Annotated in this window: 16 protein-coding genes; 10 read left to right on the forward strand and 6 right to left on the reverse strand. The window is 70.0% G+C overall.

What is annotated here, in order from left to right; all coding sequences use genetic code 11:
* Window positions 1–6: 6 nt before the first annotated feature.
* Window positions 7–666, reverse strand: coding sequence for a TetR family transcriptional regulator (locus tag ACH413_RS10890; protein ID WP_360030775.1), 660 nt, complete (start codon window positions 664–666; stop codon window positions 7–9).
* Between the two features lie 80 nt (window positions 667–746).
* On the opposite strand from ACH413_RS10890, the gene ACH413_RS10895 reads away from it, so the two are divergent.
* From ACH413_RS10895 to ACH413_RS10905, 3 genes are all read left to right on the forward strand, one after another.
* Window positions 747–1,763, forward strand: coding sequence for a hypothetical protein (locus ACH413_RS10895; RefSeq protein ID WP_360030777.1), 1,017 nt, complete (start codon window positions 747–749; stop codon window positions 1,761–1,763).
* Window positions 1,764–1,773: 10 nt separating this feature from the next.
* A complete protein-coding gene (locus ACH413_RS10900; protein WP_360030779.1) occupies window positions 1,774–2,346 on the forward strand; it encodes an ester cyclase in 573 nt (190 codons plus the stop codon).
* Between the two features lie 87 nt (window positions 2,347–2,433).
* Window positions 2,434–3,765 carry a protein kinase gene (locus ACH413_RS10905; RefSeq protein ID WP_360030781.1) on the forward strand — a complete coding sequence of 444 codons (1,332 nt, stop codon included), beginning with the start codon at window positions 2,434–2,436 and terminating at the stop codon, window positions 3,763–3,765.
* Here the strand turns inward: ACH413_RS10905 and ACH413_RS10910 are convergent.
* Window positions 3,762–4,367: a response regulator transcription factor gene (locus ACH413_RS10910; RefSeq protein ID WP_360030783.1), complete on the reverse strand. Its 606-nt coding sequence runs from the start codon at window positions 4,365–4,367 to the stop codon at window positions 3,762–3,764. The genes ACH413_RS10905 and ACH413_RS10910 overlap by 4 nt on opposite strands.
* Window positions 4,364–5,326: a sensor histidine kinase gene (locus ACH413_RS10915; RefSeq protein ID WP_360030785.1), complete on the reverse strand. Its 963-nt coding sequence runs from the start codon at window positions 5,324–5,326 to the stop codon at window positions 4,364–4,366. The genes ACH413_RS10910 and ACH413_RS10915 overlap by 4 nt, the downstream gene beginning before the upstream one ends.
* 111 nt (window positions 5,327–5,437) lie before the next feature.
* On the opposite strand from ACH413_RS10915, the gene ACH413_RS10920 reads away from it, so the two are divergent.
* On the forward strand, window positions 5,438–5,926 hold the full coding sequence (locus tag ACH413_RS10920; protein WP_360030787.1) for a heme-binding protein: 489 nt from the start codon (window positions 5,438–5,440) through the stop codon (window positions 5,924–5,926).
* A gap of 1 nt (window position 5,927) precedes the next feature.
* Here ACH413_RS10920 and ACH413_RS10925 read toward each other — a convergent pair whose 3' ends face one another.
* Window positions 5,928–6,311 carry a hypothetical protein gene (locus ACH413_RS10925; RefSeq protein ID WP_360030789.1) on the reverse strand — a complete coding sequence of 128 codons (384 nt, stop codon included), beginning with the start codon at window positions 6,309–6,311 and terminating at the stop codon, window positions 5,928–5,930.
* A gap of 98 nt (window positions 6,312–6,409) precedes the next feature.
* On the opposite strand from ACH413_RS10925, the gene ACH413_RS10930 reads away from it, so the two are divergent.
* Window positions 6,410–7,234 (forward strand): class II glutamine amidotransferase, encoded by an 825-nt coding sequence (locus tag ACH413_RS10930; protein ID WP_360030791.1) that lies wholly within the window; start codon window positions 6,410–6,412, stop codon window positions 7,232–7,234.
* Window positions 7,235–7,319: 85 nt separating this feature from the next.
* A complete protein-coding gene (locus ACH413_RS10935) occupies window positions 7,320–7,901 on the forward strand; it encodes a DUF4360 domain-containing protein (RefSeq protein ID WP_360030793.1) in 582 nt (193 codons plus the stop codon).
* On the opposite strand, the gene ACH413_RS10940 is transcribed toward ACH413_RS10935, so the two are convergent.
* On the reverse strand, window positions 7,846–9,129 hold the full coding sequence (locus ACH413_RS10940; RefSeq protein WP_360031273.1) for a glycosyltransferase 87 family protein: 1,284 nt from the start codon (window positions 9,127–9,129) through the stop codon (window positions 7,846–7,848). The two genes, ACH413_RS10935 and ACH413_RS10940, sit on opposite strands and share 56 nt — an antisense overlap.
* Before the next feature lie 105 nt (window positions 9,130–9,234).
* On the opposite strand from ACH413_RS10940, the gene ACH413_RS10945 reads away from it, so the two are divergent.
* From ACH413_RS10945 to ACH413_RS10960, 4 genes are read left to right on the forward strand one after another with little or no spacing between them, the layout of a single operon-like run.
* The gene (locus ACH413_RS10945) at window positions 9,235–10,275 is read left to right on the forward strand and encodes an acyltransferase (RefSeq protein WP_360030795.1); all 1,041 of its coding nucleotides are present in this window, start codon (window positions 9,235–9,237) and stop codon (window positions 10,273–10,275) included.
* A gap of 50 nt (window positions 10,276–10,325) precedes the next feature.
* Window positions 10,326–10,862: an RNA polymerase sigma factor gene (locus tag ACH413_RS10950; protein ID WP_360030796.1), complete on the forward strand. Its 537-nt coding sequence runs from the start codon at window positions 10,326–10,328 to the stop codon at window positions 10,860–10,862.
* The gene (locus tag ACH413_RS10955; RefSeq protein WP_360030798.1) at window positions 10,855–11,886 is read left to right on the forward strand and encodes a CU044_5270 family protein; all 1,032 of its coding nucleotides are present in this window, start codon (window positions 10,855–10,857) and stop codon (window positions 11,884–11,886) included. Before ACH413_RS10950 ends, ACH413_RS10955 begins: the two co-directional genes overlap by 8 nt.
* A 23-nt stretch (window positions 11,887–11,909) precedes the next feature.
* Window positions 11,910–14,096: a tetratricopeptide repeat protein gene (locus tag ACH413_RS10960; RefSeq protein ID WP_360030800.1), complete on the forward strand. Its 2,187-nt coding sequence runs from the start codon at window positions 11,910–11,912 to the stop codon at window positions 14,094–14,096.
* 63 nt (window positions 14,097–14,159) lie between these two features.
* On the opposite strand, the gene ACH413_RS10965 is transcribed toward ACH413_RS10960, so the two are convergent.
* The gene (locus tag ACH413_RS10965) at window positions 14,160–19,481 is read right to left on the reverse strand and encodes an RHS repeat-associated core domain-containing protein (RefSeq protein ID WP_360030802.1); all 5,322 of its coding nucleotides are present in this window, start codon (window positions 19,479–19,481) and stop codon (window positions 14,160–14,162) included.
* Between the last annotated feature and the right edge of the window lie 3 nt (window positions 19,482–19,484).

The raw sequence follows: 19,484 nt of genomic DNA on the forward strand, positions 1-19,484 counted from the left end.
TTCGGGTCACTCCGCTCCTTGAAGATCAATGCGGTGCAGCACGGCGGTGATCGCGAGGTCCACCGTGTACTCGAACTCGGTCTGGCGGTCGTACTTCGCGAGATGCGGCGCGGTCGCGACCACCGAGGTCAGCCCGGCGGCCTCCAGCACTTCCCGGCGGGCCCCGTCGTCGCCACCGAACGTCGGCGCGGCCGACACCTCGCGCAGCAGCGTGCCGATCAACGTGGCGAGCAACATCCGCAGCAGGTGCACGGACTCCTCGACGGACGCCCCCGCGGCCAGCAGGACGGTGAGCACCGCGTCCACCGGCGCGAGGCCCTCCAGCGACGACAACTGCCGGGTCAGCACGAGTGGCGCGGCACCGGGGTGGGCCAGGGCGCGGGCGCGGAACGCGTCGGCGATCGCGTGCAGGTCGCGGCGCGCGTCGCCGGTGGGCCGCGGCAGGACCAGACCGCCCAGCAGGTGTTCGGCGACGGCGTCGAGCAGGCCGTCCTTGCCGTCGACGTGGTTGTAGAGGCTCTTCGCGTCGACCCCGAGCGCCCGCGCGACGGAGCGCATGCCCACGGCTGCGACGCCGTCCACGTCGATGACCTGCAGCGTCGCCGCGACGATCGACTCGCGGGACAGCAGTGGCGTGCGCGGACGCCCTCGGCGCGGTTCAGTCACCCGGCCATTGTGCCTTGCGGATATCCACGCCGTGGGTTTAACCTCCCAATTAACCCACAGTGTGGGTATTGGAGGGGATGATGAGCTTCACCAGGATCGACACGCTCGAGGGAATGGACGTCGAGGGCGGGCCGGGCGCGCGGCTGCGGGTCGTGCGCGAGCGCGGCGAGGCGTTCCGGCGCGAGTTCGCCTCCACCGGCACGCCGGGCAGCATCGTCACGCGCGACCTGGTGACACTGCCGTACCCGACGCGGTTCGGGCTGTTCAGGGCGTCGCGGGCGATCGCGCCGTTCCTATCGATCACGAACCGCATGCTGGTGATCCGCTGGCACGAGGGCGACCGCGAGCGGATCCTGCTGTTCGAGCCGAGCGACCACGAGTACGGCCGGTACACGCCGTACTTCGAGGACCTGTCGGGCCGGACGCCGGACGTCATCGAGCGGCGCATGGTCAAGGTCCACGGCACCGTGCCCGGCCATCTCGAACGGCTCGGCATCGCGCCGGAGGACGTCGACTACCTGATGTTCGACCACCTGCACACCCAGGACCTGCGGCGCTGGATCGGCGCCACGCCGTACTTCCCGAACGCCAAGGTGATCGTGCAACGCGACGAGCTGGCGGCGCTGACCGAGCTGCACCCGTTGCAGAAGCCCTGGTACCAGCCGGACACCTACCGCGACCTGCCGCCGGAGGCGTTCCTGCCGATCGACGGCTCGGTCGTGCTGGGGCCGGGCGTCGCGGTGATCAAGACCCCCGGCCACGTGTTCGGCAACCAGAGCCTCGTCGTCAACACCTCGACCGGCATCTGGGTGAGCAGCGAGAACGTGATCGCGGCCGAGGCGCTGACACCCGAGCACTCGAAGCTGCCCGGCCTCGCGTCGTGGACGCACCGGTGGCAGCAGGAGGTCGTGCTCAACGCGAACACCGTCGAGACGACCGCCGACCAGTACAACTCGATCATCCTGGAGAAGACGCTCGCCGACCGCAGTCAGGCCGACCCGCGGTTCGTGCAGTTCTTCCCCTCCAGCGAACTCACCGGCGCCTGGACGAACCCCGGCACCAAGCCGACGTTCAGCCACCGCCAGATCGTCCACTGAGGAGCTTTCGATGTCCGACCGCTTCACCCTGCCGTCCAGGGAAGTCCTGCAGGCCAGGGAAAAGCTCGTGCTGGACCACTTCCGCGACGAGGTGGCGCACGACTGGGACGCCACGCTCTCGACGTTCCCGCACCCGCACTACGAGGTCATCGCGCAGATGGTCGTGCACGACGGCGACGAGGCGGTGCGGCAGTACTACACCGACACGCGCGTGGCGTTCCCCGACCAGCACCACGAGCTGATCTCGTTCCGGCACAGCGTCGACGCCGTGATCGTGGAGTTCTGGCTGCTGGGCACGCACCTCGGGCCGTTGGGCAAGATCCCGGCGACCGGCGGCAAGCACCGCACGCGCATGAACGCGTACTTCATCTTCGACGCCGACGAGAACCTCGTCACCGAGCGGATCTACTTCGACCAGCTGTCCGTGCTGAAGCAGGTGATCGGCGGGATCGACCGCAAGAAGCCGAGCGGGCTGCGCAAGCTGCTGCAGGTGTTGCGGGGCGTGCTCGCGATGTCGGGCAGCCGGCCGGACGCGCGCCTGACCAACACCACGCCTCCCGACCTCGCTGCTCCGAACGAGTAGTACTTCGAAGCCCCCGAAACGCCCCGGCGCGCGCGATCGACGAACGTCCTGATCGCACCGCGCACGGAGGAAGGGGCTTGTGGGTCGATGATCCGCTTCGAGGACAACGACGGCACCGAGTGGCGTCTCGACGAGAACGCCCCGATCGGGGACCGGGGCGGAATGGGCCAGGTGTTCGCGGGTCTCGCGGCCGACGGCACGTCCGTCGCCGTCAAGAAGATCTCCCTGCCCCACCCCACCGAGGGCAGGAAGCGGCAACGCGAGCGTGAGATCGAGATCGTCGAACGCCTGTTGCGCGCGAACCGGTCCGGCCACGACACGAGCCACCTGGTGCTGCCCCACGGCTACCGCTTCCTGGACGACGACCTGCTGATCGTCATGCCCCGCGCGGAGAAGTCGCTGAAGGCCGCTCTGGAGGACGAACCGTTCGCCACGGCCGCCGGCGTCGACGTGGTGCGCCAGGTCGCACTGGGCCTCCAGCAGCTCTCGCGGCAGAGCATCGTGCACCGCGATCTCAAGCCCGCCAACGTCCTGAAGTTCGGCCCGGTCTGGAAGATCGCCGACTTCGGCCTGTCCAGGGACCTCTCGGAGGCGACCGGGACCTACACCCTCGCGGACTGGGGAACGGCGCCCTACACGGCCCCCGAACTGTGGCTCAACCACCCGGCGGACGCCATGTCGGACCTGTACGCGCTGGGCGTGCTGGCCTTCGAGGTCCTCACCGGCGCGCTGCCGTTCCCCGGCCCGGAGGACCACTACCGGCGCCAGCACCTGCGGGACGCCCCGCCCTCCCTCGACGGCCTCTCCCCCAAGATCGCCCGCCAGGTCCTGCGCCTGCTGCACAAGCTGCCGGCCGAACGCCCCCAGGACGCCCGCGCGGTGTACGACGCCCTCGCGCCCTACGCCCTGACACCGCAGCAGGACTCGCTCGTCAGCGCGGCACTGGGCGTCGAGCAACGCCTCATGGCCCGGCAGACCTCGGCCTCGGCCGCCGAGGCGGACACCGAGCGGCAGCGCGACCTGCGCCGCCGGGCACTGGCGGACCTGGACGAGATCCTCGCCGACGCCCACGACGACCTCCGCGAGGCACTGCCGGACGTGCGGATCGACGCCGTGGCGCGGACGGTCTCGCTGGGCGATCTCGTGGTCGTGTTCGAGACGTTCGAACCACTCCGTCTGTCCACTCACGACACCGCGGGCAAGGCCGTGCTCCTGGGCGTCGTCCGCGAGCGCACCCGAGACGAACGACCGCAGAACGGCGCGGTGCACGCACACCTCAAGTACGGGCCGGACGCCGAACTGCGGCTGCGCTGGACCTTCACCGGCCCCACGCCGGCGGACGTGCACCAGCGGCGACTCGACGCGAGCGCCGTGCTCGACCTGCTGCACACCGCGATGGAGTCGCACGCGGGACGCTAGAGCCGGATCAGCTTGCGTTCCACCGCCGTCGTCACGGCCGCCGTCCTGGTCTCGACGCCGAGCTTCGCGAAGATCCGCACCAGGTGGGTCTTCACGGTGGCCTGGCTGATGAACAGCTCCTTCGCGATCTCCCGGTTCGCGAGGCCCTTGGCCAGGCTCTCGAGGATCTGGATCTCGCGTTTGCTGAGCTTGGGCGCGGGGTCGCGAACCTGGCCCAGCAGCCGTTGCGCGATGTCCGGGGAGAGCACGGTCTGGCCCGTCGCGGCCGTGCGCACGGCTCTGGCGAGTTCTTCCGGGGCGCAGTCCTTGAGCAGGTAGCCGATCGCGCCCGCCTCGACCGCGCGCACGATGTCGGCGTCCGAGTCGTACGTCGTCAGGATCACGACCTGCGGCCCGTTCTCCAGCGCGCGGATCCGCCTGGTGGCCTCCACGCCGTCGATTCCCCCGCCCAGCTGGAGATCCATCAGCACGACGTCCACAGTGGACGCGAGTGGCACGGACTCCTCGCCGGTCGCGGCCTCGATCACCTCGAAGTCGCGCGACAGCAGGCCGGCGAGTCCGAACCGGACCACCGGGTGGTCGTCGACCACCAGCACCCTCATGGCGTCGGCACCGTCACGGCCACCGCGGTTCCCTCCCCCGGCGCGCTCTCCACGGACACGGTGCCGCCCAGTTCGGCGATGCGGCCGCGGATGGACGCCAGGCCGTAGCCGCGGCCGTCCGCGGTCCGGACGGCCGACGGGTCGAAGCCGCGGCCGTCGTCCACGACGTCCATCGTGACCGCGTCTCCCAGGTAGGACAACGTGATCGCCACCCGGCCGGCCTCCGCGTGCTCGGCCACGTTGGCCACCGCGCCCTGCGCTACCCGCAGCAACGCCACCTCGGTCTGCACGCTCAGGGCGTACGGGTCGCCGTCCACCTCCACGTGCGGGACCAGCCGGTGCAGCGCGTCGATCAGCGTGCCCTGGATCGGCGACAGGTCGCGGACGAACCGGCGTGCCTCGCCCAGGTTCTCGCGCGCGACCTCGGCGGCCCGCTCGGACTCCCCCAGCGACAGCAGCAGGTTGATGCTGGAGAAGCCCTGGGCGAGGGTGTCGTGGATCTCGCGGGCGAGGCGCTGGCGTTCCTCCAGCACGCCTGCCTCGTGCAGGAGCCGGGCGCGGTCGAAGAACACCGCCGCCGTCAGCACCGCGACACCGACCGGGCCGAGCACCAGCGACCAGTCGAACGTCGCCGCCAGCCTGATCTGGGCCAGCACCACGGCCGCCGTGAGCACGGCCGCGATCGGCAGCGCCACCCGCGGCCTGAGCTGGCGCAGGCACTGGAAGAACAACGGGATCGCGCACCAGCCGAAGCTCGGCGCCAGCCACACCAGCACCAGCCACACGGCGAGCACGACCGGCAACGCCCGCGTCCACCGCACGCTCGCCGGATAGACCAGGGCAAGAGCGAGCGCGAGGCCGAGCACCACGAGATCGGCGCCGTGGTACGCGACGTACCGCGCCGCCGACGCCGTCAGCAGCACGTAGAAGCCCGCGTGCATCGCTCTGTGCAGCCACACATCGGCGACCTTAGGCGAGCGGCACACCCCGGCGGGTCAACCGATGGGTTGAACCGAGGTTCAACCGTCACCACCAGGGAAAACCCCGCTGGTCAGCGCATCGTTGGTGCCATGGACCTCAAGAAGATCGCAGTCGCCACCCTCGTCGTGCTGAGCATCGGCGGCGGCTACGCGGCGGCCGACCAGCACACCACCACCCGCACCGAGAAGGTGCTGACCATCGACGCGGCCGTCAGGGCGGCTCAGGCCACCCTCGACGCGGCCGAGAAGGAGAACCAGCGCGTCACCGTGGCCGTCGTCGACCGCAGCGGCGACCTCGTGGTGCTGCTGGCCGGGGACGGCGCGGGCCCGCAGACCGAGGAGTCGGCGCGGCGCAAGGCGTTCACCGCGGTGTCGTTCAACGCGCCGACCTCGGAGCTCGCCGGCCGCGTCACGGGCCAGGGCGCGACGCTGCGGGACATCCCCGGCACGTTGTTCCTGGCCGGCGGCGTGCCGGTGGCGGTCGACGGGACGTCGGTCGCGGGCATCGGTGTCGGCGGCGCGCCCAGCGGTGACCTGGACGAGAAGTTCGCGAAGGCCGGTCTCGCGACCCTGCGGTGAGTCAGCGGCGCCGTTCGGTCGCGCCCCAGCCGGGATTGATCCGGTCGGTCGCCTCGGGGTCGATGGCGTGCCTGGCGACGTGCTTGCCGGGCTTCGGCTTCTTGCTCATCAGCATGAGCGCGACGGCCACGATCAGCCCGATCGTGGCCAGACCGGTGGCGACGGCGCGGGCGGCCGGGTGTTCGAGGACCAGCGTGCTGATCGTCAGGGCCAGCACGAGCGCGGCGATCGGGCCGATGACGGCGATGTCCGAGCGTTCCTCGGGCTCCTGGGCGGGCTCCGGCGGGGGCGTGACCTGCACGACCGGCGCGTACACCTCGATCGTCTCGAAGTTCCCGCGCGGCTGCTCGTAGGGCGGGGGCCGTAAGCCGGGAGGGACCGTCACCTCCGTCATGCTGCCCGAGGAAGGCGCGCCGCCGCAAACCTCGCCTTTCACATGAGGTACGTGTTCCCATGTAACGCCTGGTTATAGGGAGGTTCGTCATGTGCCGGTGGCTCGCGTACTCCGGTTCTCCGGTCCTGTTGGAGGAACTGCTCTACGCGCCGGAGAACTCGCTCGTCATGCAGTCCAAGCACGCCCGGCTGGGCGCGACGGCGGTGAACGGTGACGGGTTCGGCATCGGCTGGTACGGCAGCACGAGCACTCCCGGCCTCTTCCTGAGCACCGAACCGGCGTGGAACGACCGCAACCTGCGGGAACTGTCCGCGCAGATCACCGTCGACCGGGTGTTCGCGCACGTGCGGGCCTCCACGGGCGGCGCGGTGCAGCGGTCGAACTGCCACCCGTTCCGGCACGACAACTGGTTGTGGATGCACAACGGGCTGATCGCCAAGTTCCCGCTGGTGCGGCGCGAGCTGATGCTGGCGATCGACCCCGTGCTGTTCCCGCTGATCGAGGGGTCGACGGACTCGGAGGTCATGTTCTACCTGGCCATCAGCTTCGGCATGGAGCAGGACCCGCCGGCCGGGATGGCCCGCATGGTTGAGTTCGTCGAGGACGTCGGCAGGCGCGCGGGCGTCGAGTACCCGATCCAGATGACGGTCGCGGTCACCGACGGCTCCACGACCTGGGCGTTCCGCTACTCGAGCCGCGGCAAGTCGCGGAGCCTCTTCCACAGCACCGACGTGTCGACGTTGCGCCGCCAGTACCCGGACAACCCGGCGCTGCACCACCTCACCGACGACTCGCGGCTCGTCGTGTCCGAACCGCTGGCCGACCTGGTGGGGGCGTGGCAGGAGGTGCCGGAGTCGACGTGCGTGGTGGTCAGGACCGGCGTCGAGGAGGAACTCGTGCCGTTCAAGCCGTGAATCGTCAGGTGACCGTCAGTTGACGAACCGCGATTCGTCATAGCGTCTGGTGCTGCCGCCGCCACGGACCCCTCGGAGGTTCCACATGCTCACCACGGCAGCGGCAGCACTCATCGCCCTATCCGCCCTCGCACCCGTAGAAGAAGCCCCGGCACCCGTCCTGGAGGTCGTGACCGTCAACGGCTCGGGGTGCCCGGCGGGCGACGCCGACGTCCAGACCGACGGCCGGACGTTCACGATCGGCTACCACACCTTCCTGGCACGGGCGGGCAACGACTCGTCCCCGCTCGACCAGCGCAAGAACTGCCAGGTCAACCTTCGGGTCAACGTGCCGGAGGGCTTCACCTACGGCCTGGCGAGAACCACCTACGAGGGCTACGCGCACCTCCAGGACGGCGCGACCGGGCTGAGCCGGGTCAGCACCTACCTGCAGGGCACCTCGCCCACCGCGACGGTGAGCCAGCAGTTCACCGGGCCGTTCAGCGACAGCTGGCAGACCCACTACCGGCCGGGTTCGGCCGAGATCCAGTGGGCGCCGTGCGGTGAACGGCGCAACATCAACATCAACGCCGAGGTCCGCGTCGCGCTCGGGTCGGCCGACCCCGACCGGCTCAACTTCGCGATCGTGGAGTCCAGTCGCGGCGCGGTCCGGGTGAAGCGCTGCTGAGCTCCCGCCTGGTGGCGGTGATCGCCGCCGCCGCCAGGCCGATGATCGCGACCCACGTGTACGCGTCGCCGTAGACGTGCTCCTGCCACGACCACAGCATCTCCTTGTCGCCGGTGCTCGGCAGCCACGTGAAAGGCTGCACCAGGAAGATCACCAGCAGCGCGCCGAGCGTCGGCCGCGCCCAGCGCCCGCGGGCGAAACCCAGCGCCAGGAACGCCGGAACGCACCAGACCCAGTGGTGCGACCACGACACCGGTGAGACGAGCAGCCCCGCCGTCGCGATCGCGGTCAGCGCGGCGACCTCGGTGCGGGCCCCGTGCGCGGCCACGACCGCGAGCGTCACGACGATCAGCGACAACCCGAGCCACAGCAACGACTCCGCGTGCTCGCCGGGGTTGATCCGGTGCAGCACACCGCGCAACGACTGGTTCGCCATGTACGCGAGACCACCGGCCCGACTCGGGTCGAGTAGCGCGTGGAACCAGAACTCGGCGGAGTCCTTGGCGGCGAACAGGAATCCCAGCGCCGCCATACCGGCGAACGCGACCGCCGACATCGCGGCCGCCCGCCACTCCCTGCGCACCAGGAAGTACAGCAGGAAGATCAGCGGGGTCAGCTTGATCGCGGCGGCCACGCCGACCAGCAGGCCGCGGAACCTCGAGTCGCGCACGGCCAGGCAGTCCACCACGACGAGGGCCATCAGCAGCAGGTTGATCTGTCCGAAGAGGAGCGTCGAGATCACCGGCTCCAGTGCCACCGCGAGGATCGCGACGGCGGGCCCGATAGTCCACACGACGTTCGAGCGCTGCGTGAGCCGTGAGGTGACGAGAACGCTCACCGCCGACAGGCACAGGAAGTTCACCACGACCACGAGCGAGTTCGCCGCCCACACCGGCAGCAACGTCAGGCCGCTGAAGAGCACCGCCGCGATCGGAGGGTAGGTGAACGGCAGCCGCGGGCCGTCCAGCGCGCCGGGGAAGTCGACGTAGAGCGCCTGTCCCTGCAGCCAGGCCACCCCGCCGGTGCGGTACACCTGCAGGTCGAGGAAGTAGAAACCCATGCCGATCAACGAGATCGGCAGCGCGGCCAGTGCCACGAACCACAGCACGCGCACGATCCCGCGTGCGGCCACCCAGCGGTGCCGGGTCAGCAGTCGTCTCCTGCCGGACTCGAACGCGCCGGCGGACATCGGCGGGACCTCGTCGGCGAGCCCTCTGATCAACAGCATCTCGTTCACGACTACTTCTTGGCCGGATCGCGGATCAGCGTTTCAGCAAGGGGGATGTGACAGTCCTCATGGGAACGCTCAGGGGGTGATCGACCAAGAGGGGACATGACCCACGAGCAGTTCCTTGCGCTGAAGCGCTTTCCCGCGCTGGACGGCGTGCGCGCCATCGCCGCGTTGATGGTCGTGTTCTTCCACTACGGCGGGCCGGGCTTCCTGCAGGGATGGCTCGGGGTCCAGATCTTCTTCGTGCTGTCCGGGTTCCTGATCACCACGTTGCTGCTGCGCGAGCAGGCGCGCGACGGCCGGATCGACCTGAAGGAGTTCTACCGCCGCAGGGCGTTCCGGATCCTGCCGGTCTACTTCGTGGTCCTGCTCGTGACGGCGGCGGGTCTGCTGGTCGCCGGGCAGTTCTGGCAGAACCCGCTCGGCCGCGACTTCCCGCTGTACCTGGTTTTCCTCAACGAGTTCGGGCACGGCGGCGCGTACGGGCAGTCGTGGTCCCTTGGCGTGGAACAGAAGTTCTACCTCGTGTGGCCGTTGCTGGCGTTCGCGCTGCTGCCCCGCTGGCGTCCGGCGGTGACCGTCGGACTGATGGCGCTCGCGTTGGCCGTGGTGCCGTTCACCGTTTCATCCGACCCCAAGGGCTGGTCGGTGCACTACTTCACGGTGCTCGTCGGGTGTGCACTGGCGTTGCTCATGAACAGCAAACGGGGGTTCGCGGTGATCAGGCCGTTCATGACGCCTTGGGTGATCTTGCTTTTCCTCGGCGTGCACCTGTCGGTGCCGTACATCTCCGGCGCGCTGGACGGCGCGATCCCCGGTTTCGTGTCGGTGGTGCCGATCTACGCGGTCGCCGTGGGGCTGATGCTGCCCGCGCTGCTGGCACCGGGGCCGGCGCAGCGGCTGCTGTCGGCTCGCCCGATGGTGTGGCTCGGCGAGCGGTCGTACTCGATCTACCTGGTGCAGTCGATCGCGCACTCGATCGTGCTGCTCACGGGCGCATCGGGCCTGGTCGTGGCAGTGTCGACGTCGGTGGTGGCGATCGGGATCGCCGATCTGACCTACCGGTTCGTCGAGCTGCCGATGATCAGGCGAGGCAGGTCACACCGTCCGGCCGGGAATGCGTTGGCACCGATCGGCCAATAGTTTCCGTGAGCACCGAGACCGCGCCACCGGCGCGAACAGGAGGGCCGGGGGTGACGAAGCCTCTGGACAGGGACGCCTGGGTCGAGCTGTACGACCGGCACGCCCGCGACCTGCACCGCTATCTGGCGCTGCGGGTGGACGCCGCGATCGCGGACGACCTGGTGTCCGAGGCGTTCCTCATCGCCTGGGAACGCCGTGAGAGCTTCGACCCGGCCCGCGCGAGCGTCAAGGCGTGGCTGTTCGGGATCGGGACGAACCTGCTGCGCCAGCACGTGCGCTCCGAGGGCAGACGCCTGCGGGCCTGGGCGCGCGACCACGGCAGGCGCGCGGTGGCCGACCACGTCGACGAGCGCACGGCGTCGGTGGTGGACGCCAAGTCGCTGCTGAGCGACCTCGGCGAGACGCTCGCGGACCTGCGGCCGGAGGAACGGGACGTGCTGCTGATGGTGGCGTGGGCCGATCTGAGCGCGGCCGAGGTCGCCGAGGTGACCGAGACGCCGGTGGCGACGGTGCGGACCCGGTTGTTCCGGGCGCGGGCCAAGCTGCGGGCGAAGATCAACGGACAGGAGGGTGACGACGATGCGTGACGTGACGCGTCAGGTCGAGGACGAGACGGTCAAGTGGGCGATGTCGGACGTCGCCCCGATGAGCGACGAGGCGTTCGACCGCGGCCGTGCCGCCCTGCTCACGCGCATCGACGCCGAGGGGTCCGGCGAGGTCGTCGCACTGGCACCTCGTCGCCGGCGCCGGATCCCGGTGGTGGCCGCGGCCGCCGCGATGGTCGTGATCGCGGGCGCGGCGCTGATCGCCCCGTCGATGATGTCGCGCGACAAGGGCCCGAGCGTGGGCGGCGCCGCCGCGGCCGAGCTGCTCAACCAGGCCGCGAACCTCACCGGAGACGCGCAGCTCCAGCCCGGCCAGTACCTCTACGTCTTGCAGAACGCGCGGTGGTCGATGACCGAGTACGACCACAGGTGGATGTACCTGCAGGACTTCGAACTGCAGACGTGGATCCCCGCCGACCGCAGGGGCACCTGGCTCTACAAGCACGACTCGGTGGGCGACCGGCAGTACCTGATCGGCTCGGTGGAGGACCTCTCGCCCGCCGACCGCACGTCGCACCTGGACGGCAGCAAGGAGTACCGGTCCGAGGGCGGTCCGGCGCTGCACGACAAGATCAAGTCCGGCTTTCGCGACCCGTCACCGGAGTACCTCGCCTCGCTGCCGGCCGACCCGAAGGCGCTGTACCGGAAGCTCCGCGACGAGGTGTCGGGTGACGAGGGCCTGGGCTTCCTGCAGATGGTCAACGACGGCCTGGACACCGGCGTGTACCCGGCGGCCGTGCGATCGGCGGTCTACCAGGCGCTGAGCTTCCTGCCGAAGCTGGAGATCGTCGAGAAGGCGGCCGTGATCGGCGACCGCTCGGGCACCGCGCTCGGCGTCACCGAGAACGAGACGACCGAGCAGATCGTCATCGACCAGGCGACCGGCGAGTACCTCGGGTCCCGCACGGTGCTGGCGAAGGACGCGTGGGGCCTGAAACGGGGTCAGGTCATCGGCACCACGTCGGTGACGACGAAGGTGGTGGCGGGGCTGGGACTCGCTTCCTGACGTCGTTGCGCCCTGGTAGGAACGTGCGTGTGGAAGATCGGTTCGCGACGGTGGTGCGGCGGTTCCGGCTGCGGGCGGGACTCACCCAGGACGAGCTGGCGCGGCGGTCCGGCGTCTCGGTCAGCACGATCCGCGGCATGGAGACCGGCAAGCGCCGCAACCCGCAACTCACGTCGGTGCGGCAGCTCGCGGCCGCGCTCGGGCTGGCCGACGGCGAGCAGGACGAGCTGCTGGCGGCCGCCGCCGGGCGTCCGGTGGTGGCGACGCCCGTGCCGCGCCAGCTGCCCGCGCCGCCGTCGCCGTTCGCGGGACGGCAGGACGTGCTCGACCGGCTCGGCACCTCGGGCATCTCCGTCATCTCGGGTGCGGGCGGCATCGGCAAGTCCTGGCTCGCGTCGCACTGGGCGCACCGCAACGCCGCACGGTTCCCCGACGGTCAGCTCTTCGTCGACCTGCGCGGGTTCAGCCCCGGCAGCGCACCGATGGATCCCGCGGCCGCCGTGCGGGGGTTCCTCGACGCGCTGGGCGTCGAACCGAGCCGCCTCCCGGCCGACCCGCACGCGCAGGCGGCGATGTTCCGCGGCCTGGTCGCGGACCGCCGCGTGCTGCTGGTGCTGGACAACGCCGCCGACACCGCCCAGGTCGTGCCGCTGCTGCCGGGCGCCGGCACGTGCGCGGTCGTCGTCACCAGCCGCAGCACGCTCACCGGGCTGATCACCGGGCACGGCGCGCACCACATGTCCGTCGGCACGCTCACCGCGGACGAGGCCGCCAGCGTGCTGACGGCCCGGCTCGGGTCCGCACGGGTCGAGGCGGAGCCGGACGCCGCCGCCGAGTTGATCGGTCTGTGCGGCGGTTTCCCGCTGGCGCTGAGCATCGTCGCGGGCCGGGCGTGCGTGCAGCCGCACCTGGCGCTGGCCGCGCTCGCCCTCGAACTGCGCGAGAGCACCCTGGACGCGCTCGACGACATCGACCCGGCCGCGAGCCTGCCCGCCGTGCTCTCGTCCTCGCACCGCGCACTGACCGCCGAGCAGGCCGAGGTGTTCTCGTTGCTCGCGATCGCGCCGGGCCCGGACATCAGCCTGCCCGCGGCGGTCAGCCTGACCGGTTTCGGCGAGCACCGCACCCGGACCGTGCTGCGCGCCCTGACGCAGGCCTCGCTCGTCGTCCAGGACGCGGACGGCCGCTACCGCATGCACGACCTGATCCGCCGCTACGCCACCGACCTGGCCGGCGACACCTCCGTTGCGCTGCAACGGCTGCTGGGCTTCTACGCACACACCGCTGCCGCCGCCGACGCCGTCGTGGAGACCCACCGCCACCTCATCGAGCTGGCCCCTTCGGACACCACCACGCTGCCGATGCCCGACATCGGCACGGCCATGGCGTGGTTCACCGCCGAGCACGCCACCCTGCTGGCCGCGCAACGCGTCGCGGCAGAACGCTCCTGCCACGCGAGGGCGTGGGAGATCGCCTGGGCGCTCAACAACTTCCACTACCGCCAGGGACACCGGCACGACCAGCTGTCCGTCTGGCGCACCGGCGCCGCCGCCGCGGCCCACCTGAACGACCCGATCTCCCTGGCGCTCGCGCTGCGCCTGCTGGGCCGCGCACTGGTCGTGCTCGGCCACAACGAGGAGGCGATCACGCACATGCGACGCGCCCTCGAACTGGCGGAGGAACAGGACGACGCGGCACACCAGGGCCACGCCCACTACACCCTCGCCTCCGCGTGGGAACGCGAAGGCGACGACCGCACAGCACTGGACCACGCCCGGCAGGCCCTCACGTTCTACCGCACTGTCGGCGAACCGGCCTGGGAAGGCAACGCGCTCAACGCCGTCGGCTGGTACCACGCTCGCCTAGGCGAACACGACGCCGCGCTGGAACACTGCCACACCGCCCTCGCGTTGTACCGGCGAGTCGAGGACGTGGCCGGCCAGGCGCAGACGCTGGACAGCCTCGGGTTCACCGAACACCAGCGCGGCACGTACGCCGAGGCCATCGGCCACTACCGGGAATCCATCGCGCTGTACCGGGTTCTCGGCAACCTCGTCGAGACGGCCGACACCCTCGAACGGCTCGGCGACTCGCACTTCGCCTCGGGGGAACGTGCTGAGGCGCGTTCGGTGTGGGAGGAAGCGGTGGAGTTGTACCGGCAGCAGGGACGCACCGACGAAGCGTCGTTGCTGGAGAAACGCCTGGCCTGACAAGAGGAAGAGGACGGCGCCTGGGGCTTTTGCGCCGTCCTCTTCCGTTTCGCGGTCAGGGGGTTAGAACATCGCCCACCCCTTGCCGTTGCCCTGGTGGATCAGGCCGTCGGAGGTCTCGTACTTGCCGCCTGGGCCCATGTCGGCGGCGCTGTTCACGGACTTGCCGTTCTTGTCGTAGAAGTTGTTCTTGCCCTTGTTCTTCATCGTCGGCTTGCCGGTGCCGAGGCCTGTCTTGGAGTACTTCGTCTCGTGCTTCTTGGCCTTGACCCCCTGGTACTTCGCCTCCTGGTTGTGCTGGGCGTGACTGCCGACGTGAAACGCCGTGGTGACGGCGGCCGAAGTGCCGCCGTACGCCTCGACCGCCGCGTGCGAACCCTTTCCGAGGGCTTTGGCGACGGTGCCTGCACCGCCACCGACCACCCCCACCGCGGCGAGCGCGGCGCTGCCGTACTCGCCCTTCCCGAGCGCGATGCCGGTGTCGATGGCGGCAATGCCGACCGAGACACCGATCATCACGCCGGCGATCACTCCACACGGCGGACAGGCCACAGCCGCGACGAACGGGGCGATGAAGCCGGCGACACCGGCAGCCGCGCTGACCCACTCCCACCACAGGCCGGTCGGGTCGAACTTCGTGATCGGGTCGTTGCCCGAGTAGGAGTAGCCGTGCATCTGCTGGGGGCTGGCGATGTCCAGCACCGGATCCACGGACAGGAACCTGCCCAGTGTCACGTCGTAGGCACGCGCGCCGATCTGGGTCAGTACGGCCGTGCCGTCGACCGTGCCGCCGACGAACCCCTTCTCACCGGGGAACGAAGTCGCGGGACCACGGGCACCACCGAACGGCAGCTGCCGCCGCTTGGTCACGGTCAGATCGCCGATGTCGACGGCGATCTGCGAGGTCCCCTGATGATCACCGGTCAGCCACGACATGCCCTTGCCGTCGCGCACCGCCACGACGTCGCCGCCGTGCTCGTAGTACCGCGTCGGTTCGAGCTTGCCGGTCGCCTTGACGAGCCGGAGCTCCTGTCCGTCCAGGTACAGCGTGATCGACGTGGCGTCACGCCGGATCAGCCGCCCGCCGTTCACGCCGTGGACGAACTCCGTCACCTTGGCGCCCTCGGTGATCTTGACGAGGTTGCCCTCCGCATCCCAGTCGAGAGCCTGTCCGGAGCGCTGCGTCGTGTTGCCCGTGGCGTCGTAGGCGTACGTCTCGGTCTTGGTGCTGGAAGGCGTCTTCGTGGTAACCGACTTCACCTGGTGCGCACCACCGGCAGGTGGGAACGCGCCGGTGCGCACCGTGTCACCTCCAGAGGCGTGCTGGGTCTCGCTGAGGCGGTTGCCCGTCTTGTCGTAGGTGTAGGAGTGCCAGTAGGGAGCCGGTCCGGACAACGTCGCGGTGCTCGGGTCTGCCCCGCATCCACCCGAGGACGTCCAGGCCTCGGTGAGACGTTGGAGCGCGTCGTTGCGGAAGCACTGCACGTCGTCACGATCGGCGATGGACGTGATGCCGCCGAGGTCGTTGTACGAGTACCTGGTGTCGGCCTGCATCGGGTTCGGGACCTCGGCATCGACGATGGTCCGTTCCAGCCTGCGCAGGTTGCTGTCGTAGTAGCGCGACAGCCACACGCGCTTTCCGGTCGTGCCGAGCTGAGTGCGGGCGAGTTCGCCGTACCTGGTGTAGTCGGTCGCGGTGACGAGGTCTTCAGTCTCGCCGCCGGCCTCCGAGTTGGTCTTGCTGATCTTGCCCAGGTCGTCGTGCTCGTGCTTCACCGTCTGGGCCGGCAGGTCACCGATCGCCGCGAAAGTCGTTCCGGACAGGCTTCCGTCCGGGCCGTACCGCCGCTGGGACGTGTACGTGCCCGCCAGGGTCTGTTCCGCGGCCGGAATCGTGACCGTGGTGCCGAGGGACTGGCTCAGCGCGTTGTACCCGGTCGTCTCGGTCTTGTACGCGTTGCCCGCGACGAAGTGCGTCTCGGCGGCGATGAAGCCCTTGCCGTACGGGGCGGTGTCGTAGGTCCGCTCCGACAGGACGGTCTCGCCCTGGCGGGTCTTCGTGCGGCGGCCCAGGGCGTCGTTCTCGTGCGTCACCGCGACGCCACGCGCGTCGACGGTGCCGATCAGCCTTCCCTCGTCGTCGTAGGACATCTGCGTGGTGCCGCGGTCCGGGGACTCCTCCTTCACCTTGCGGCCGCGCAGGTCGTAGGTCCACCGCCACACGCTGCCGGCCGGGTCGGTGACGGTCGCCAGTTCGCCGGACGGCGTGTAGGTGTACTTGGTGGTGTCGTTGGCCTGCTTGCTTTCCACGACCTCGTCGCGGGCGTTGGTGACGGTTTCGCGCACCGTGCCACCCGCCGGTGGGGTGACCACCGCGCGGTTGCCGAAATAGGCCGTGCGGGTGCTCCACCTGTCGGCGGCGCCGGCCTTGGTGGTGACCTCGGTCGGACGGCCCGCGCCGTCGTACTTCGTCACCTCCTGCGAGGGGATGTCCACGTCGCTCGCCACCCACAGCTTGTCGTCTACCGCGCTGTCGGTGAAGTACGGCCTGGTGGTCCTGGCCTTGCGGCCCTGCGAGTCGTAGCGGGTGTCGGTGATCAGGCGGCCGCCGCCGTGCGCGGGTGACTGCACCTGGCGCAGGCGCAGGAGGCCGTCGTAGATCTCGTTGGTGTCGATCGGGGTGCCGTTGGCGCCGATCCTGGACGTGGACACGACGGTGGGCGCGTCCTTGCGGTGCTGGTAGCCGAACTTGACGGTGCCACGGGTGCCGGACGAGCGGTCGCGGTTGGGGAGCCACACCTCGGTGCGGCGGCCCAGTGCGTCGTAGGTCGTCTCGGTCCTGCGGTCGTTGGCGTCGACGCTCGCGGTCTCCTGACCGAAGAACGGTTCCGTCGTCACGGTCGTCTTGTGTCCCAACGGATTGGTGACCACCGTGTCCTTGGCGATGCCGGCGGACGGCGAGAACGCCGTTGTGGTGATCTTGCCCAGGGCGTCGCCCGACGACGTGACACGTCCGTACGTGTCGTAGCCGGCGGTGGAGGACAGCGCCCACACCGGGCCGGCGGCCGGGCGTTCCCGTGCGACCTCGACCCTGGTGACGTCACCGGCCGTCGGTGCCTCCCCGAAAGCCTTGCCGTCGAACGCGTTGCGCGTGTCGCTGATCGCGTCGGCGGGGAACTGCGCGGCGGCGGTGCACGCCGCCGAGACCACCTCGACGCGCGACACCGGGGTGAGCAACCACTTGTCGGTGTTGCGGGCGTAGGTGTTCCGCGTGCACTTGTCGTCGTCCGCCGTCGACGTGTCGCCGAGGTCGTTCACCGACACCAGCTGTGCACGGTCGTCGTAGGCGCGTTCCGTGCGCGTGACCCGCCGGGGAGCTCCCGTGATGGTCGTGAACACGGATTCGTTGCCCTGCTGCACGATGTACGCCTTGCGCGCACCACGGGCGGCGGTCGGGCCCTGCACCGCGAACGTCCTGGTCGCCTTCTCGACGAGCGCCTCGGTGTCGCCGAGCCGCGTCTGCGACTCGTACTCCTGGCCGCGCAACCACTCGTCGTCGCTGCGGATCATGCTCTCCGAGTCGGTGAACCTGCCGCCCATGCCGCGGTGAAAGCGCTTCTCGGTCAGCGTGACCGGGCCGTACGGGTCGTCGGCCCTGCCGTGCCGGATCTGGACCCTGCCGAAGCCGCGGAACTGGTTCCAGGTCCGCCACTCCTCCTTGATCACCTCCGAGTCGTCGAGCGCCCACGCGGCGCCGTCGAGATAGCTGTAACGGCTCACCATCTCGGTGTTGGCCGAGATGCGGTCGGACCTCGTGACCTCCTCGACGACGTACTTGTGGAAGTAGTCGGTCCGTTCGGCGACCGTCCTGCTCTGCCACCTGGCCGGGAAGCAGCGCAAGGTGTTCGTCTCGGCTTTGGCCGGGTCCGCCTTGCAGTCCGGCTCGGCGTACTTGATCGTCGTGACGCCACCGCTGTCGGATACGATGCCGGTGAGCCGGTAGCGCAGCAGCGGCCCGACGCCGTCGACCTTCATGACGCGGTTGGGCATCCGAGTGCCCTCGAACGTCACCTGCGGCAGCGGAACGGGCGTGCCGGCAAGGCCGGTGTGCGTGATGCCCTTGAGCCACAACGCGGCTTTCTCGCCGGCACCGACGCCGGTGCCGGGATAGAGCTGCTCGAGCTGCCAGCGGTCGGCGTCACTCCAGCCGGTGCCGTTCCACACCTTGGTGGTGATCTTGTCGAGCCGCTTGGTGGACCAGAACGTCGGCGCGTGCTTGTCCTTGCACGTCCCCGTGTCGCACTTGTCGTCCCACGGCACGTCCGGCCAGTTGTCCTTCTTGTCGGGCGTGCAGTTGCTGCCCGGGACGCACCGGTCGGCCGTGGCGAACTCGACGCGGCCGGTCGCCTGCTGACCGTCGCGATTGCCGTACTCGACCGACTTCAGGGTGCCGCCGCGCACGTAGGGGACGGCGGTGTCCTTGTTGTTGGCGCCGTAGGAGTTCGTCTCCGGCGTGTAGGTGTAGGTGATCACGTTGCCGTGCCGGTCGATCACCTTGTCGAGGTTCCACCGCCAGACCTGGGTGCAGGACGACGCCGCGAAACTGGCGCCGTGGCACGGTTCCCGGTCGTCGTCGCCGTACACCGGCACGGTCCAGGCCGAGTCCTTGCGCGTGCCGAACAGGTACTGCGTCCCGTCCGGCGTGGTGATGCGCCAGTTCTCGCCGTCGTCGTCCCCGTTGTCGGCGTCGGTGAGGCGGTCGACGCGGGAGCCGTTGTCCTCACGCAGCCGGAAGCCGCCCGAGGTGTCGTCCCTGATCAGCTCGCCGAACGACGACATCGCGTTGTCGGTGCGCCAGCACAGGTCGCCGGACTCCTTCGGAGGCGTGGTGCCACCGGTCTTGTCGTCGGCGCACGCGCCGTAGGCCCGCTCGACGAAGCCCGCGGACAGGTCCCAGCCGTCGCCCACCCAGGACGCCTGGTTGTTCGTCGCGCTCGTTCGTCCGTCCACACTGGACGACGAGTACCTCAGCGCGAGCTCCGGCTCGAACCCGCCGGGTGCCGGCGGCACGCGCAACGGGTAGCTCCAGCCGAACTCACCGGTGTTCGGTGTGACGTCCCAGGAACCCGACGGCGCCAAAGGCGTCGCGGTGGGCGTGCCACCACCTTCCGGCGCGGCACCCCCGCTCTGGTCGCCGTTCAACGCCTCGCGACTGGCCTGGTCCTGCGCCCGCCCGTCCATCTTCTGCTCGGTGACCGGCGCGGACGCCGTCCCCGGCAGCGGCACGGACGGACCGGCGGCCAGTGCCACCCCGGTGACCGTCGTGGTGAACACCGTCGCCGCCACCAGGACAGCCGATGTTCTGGTGAACAAACGCTTTCTCACTCT

Origin of the sequence: Lentzea sp. NPDC020367 (assembly GCF_044387305.1) — a bacterium.
GTDB lineage: Bacteria > Actinomycetota > Actinomycetes > Mycobacteriales > Pseudonocardiaceae > Lentzea.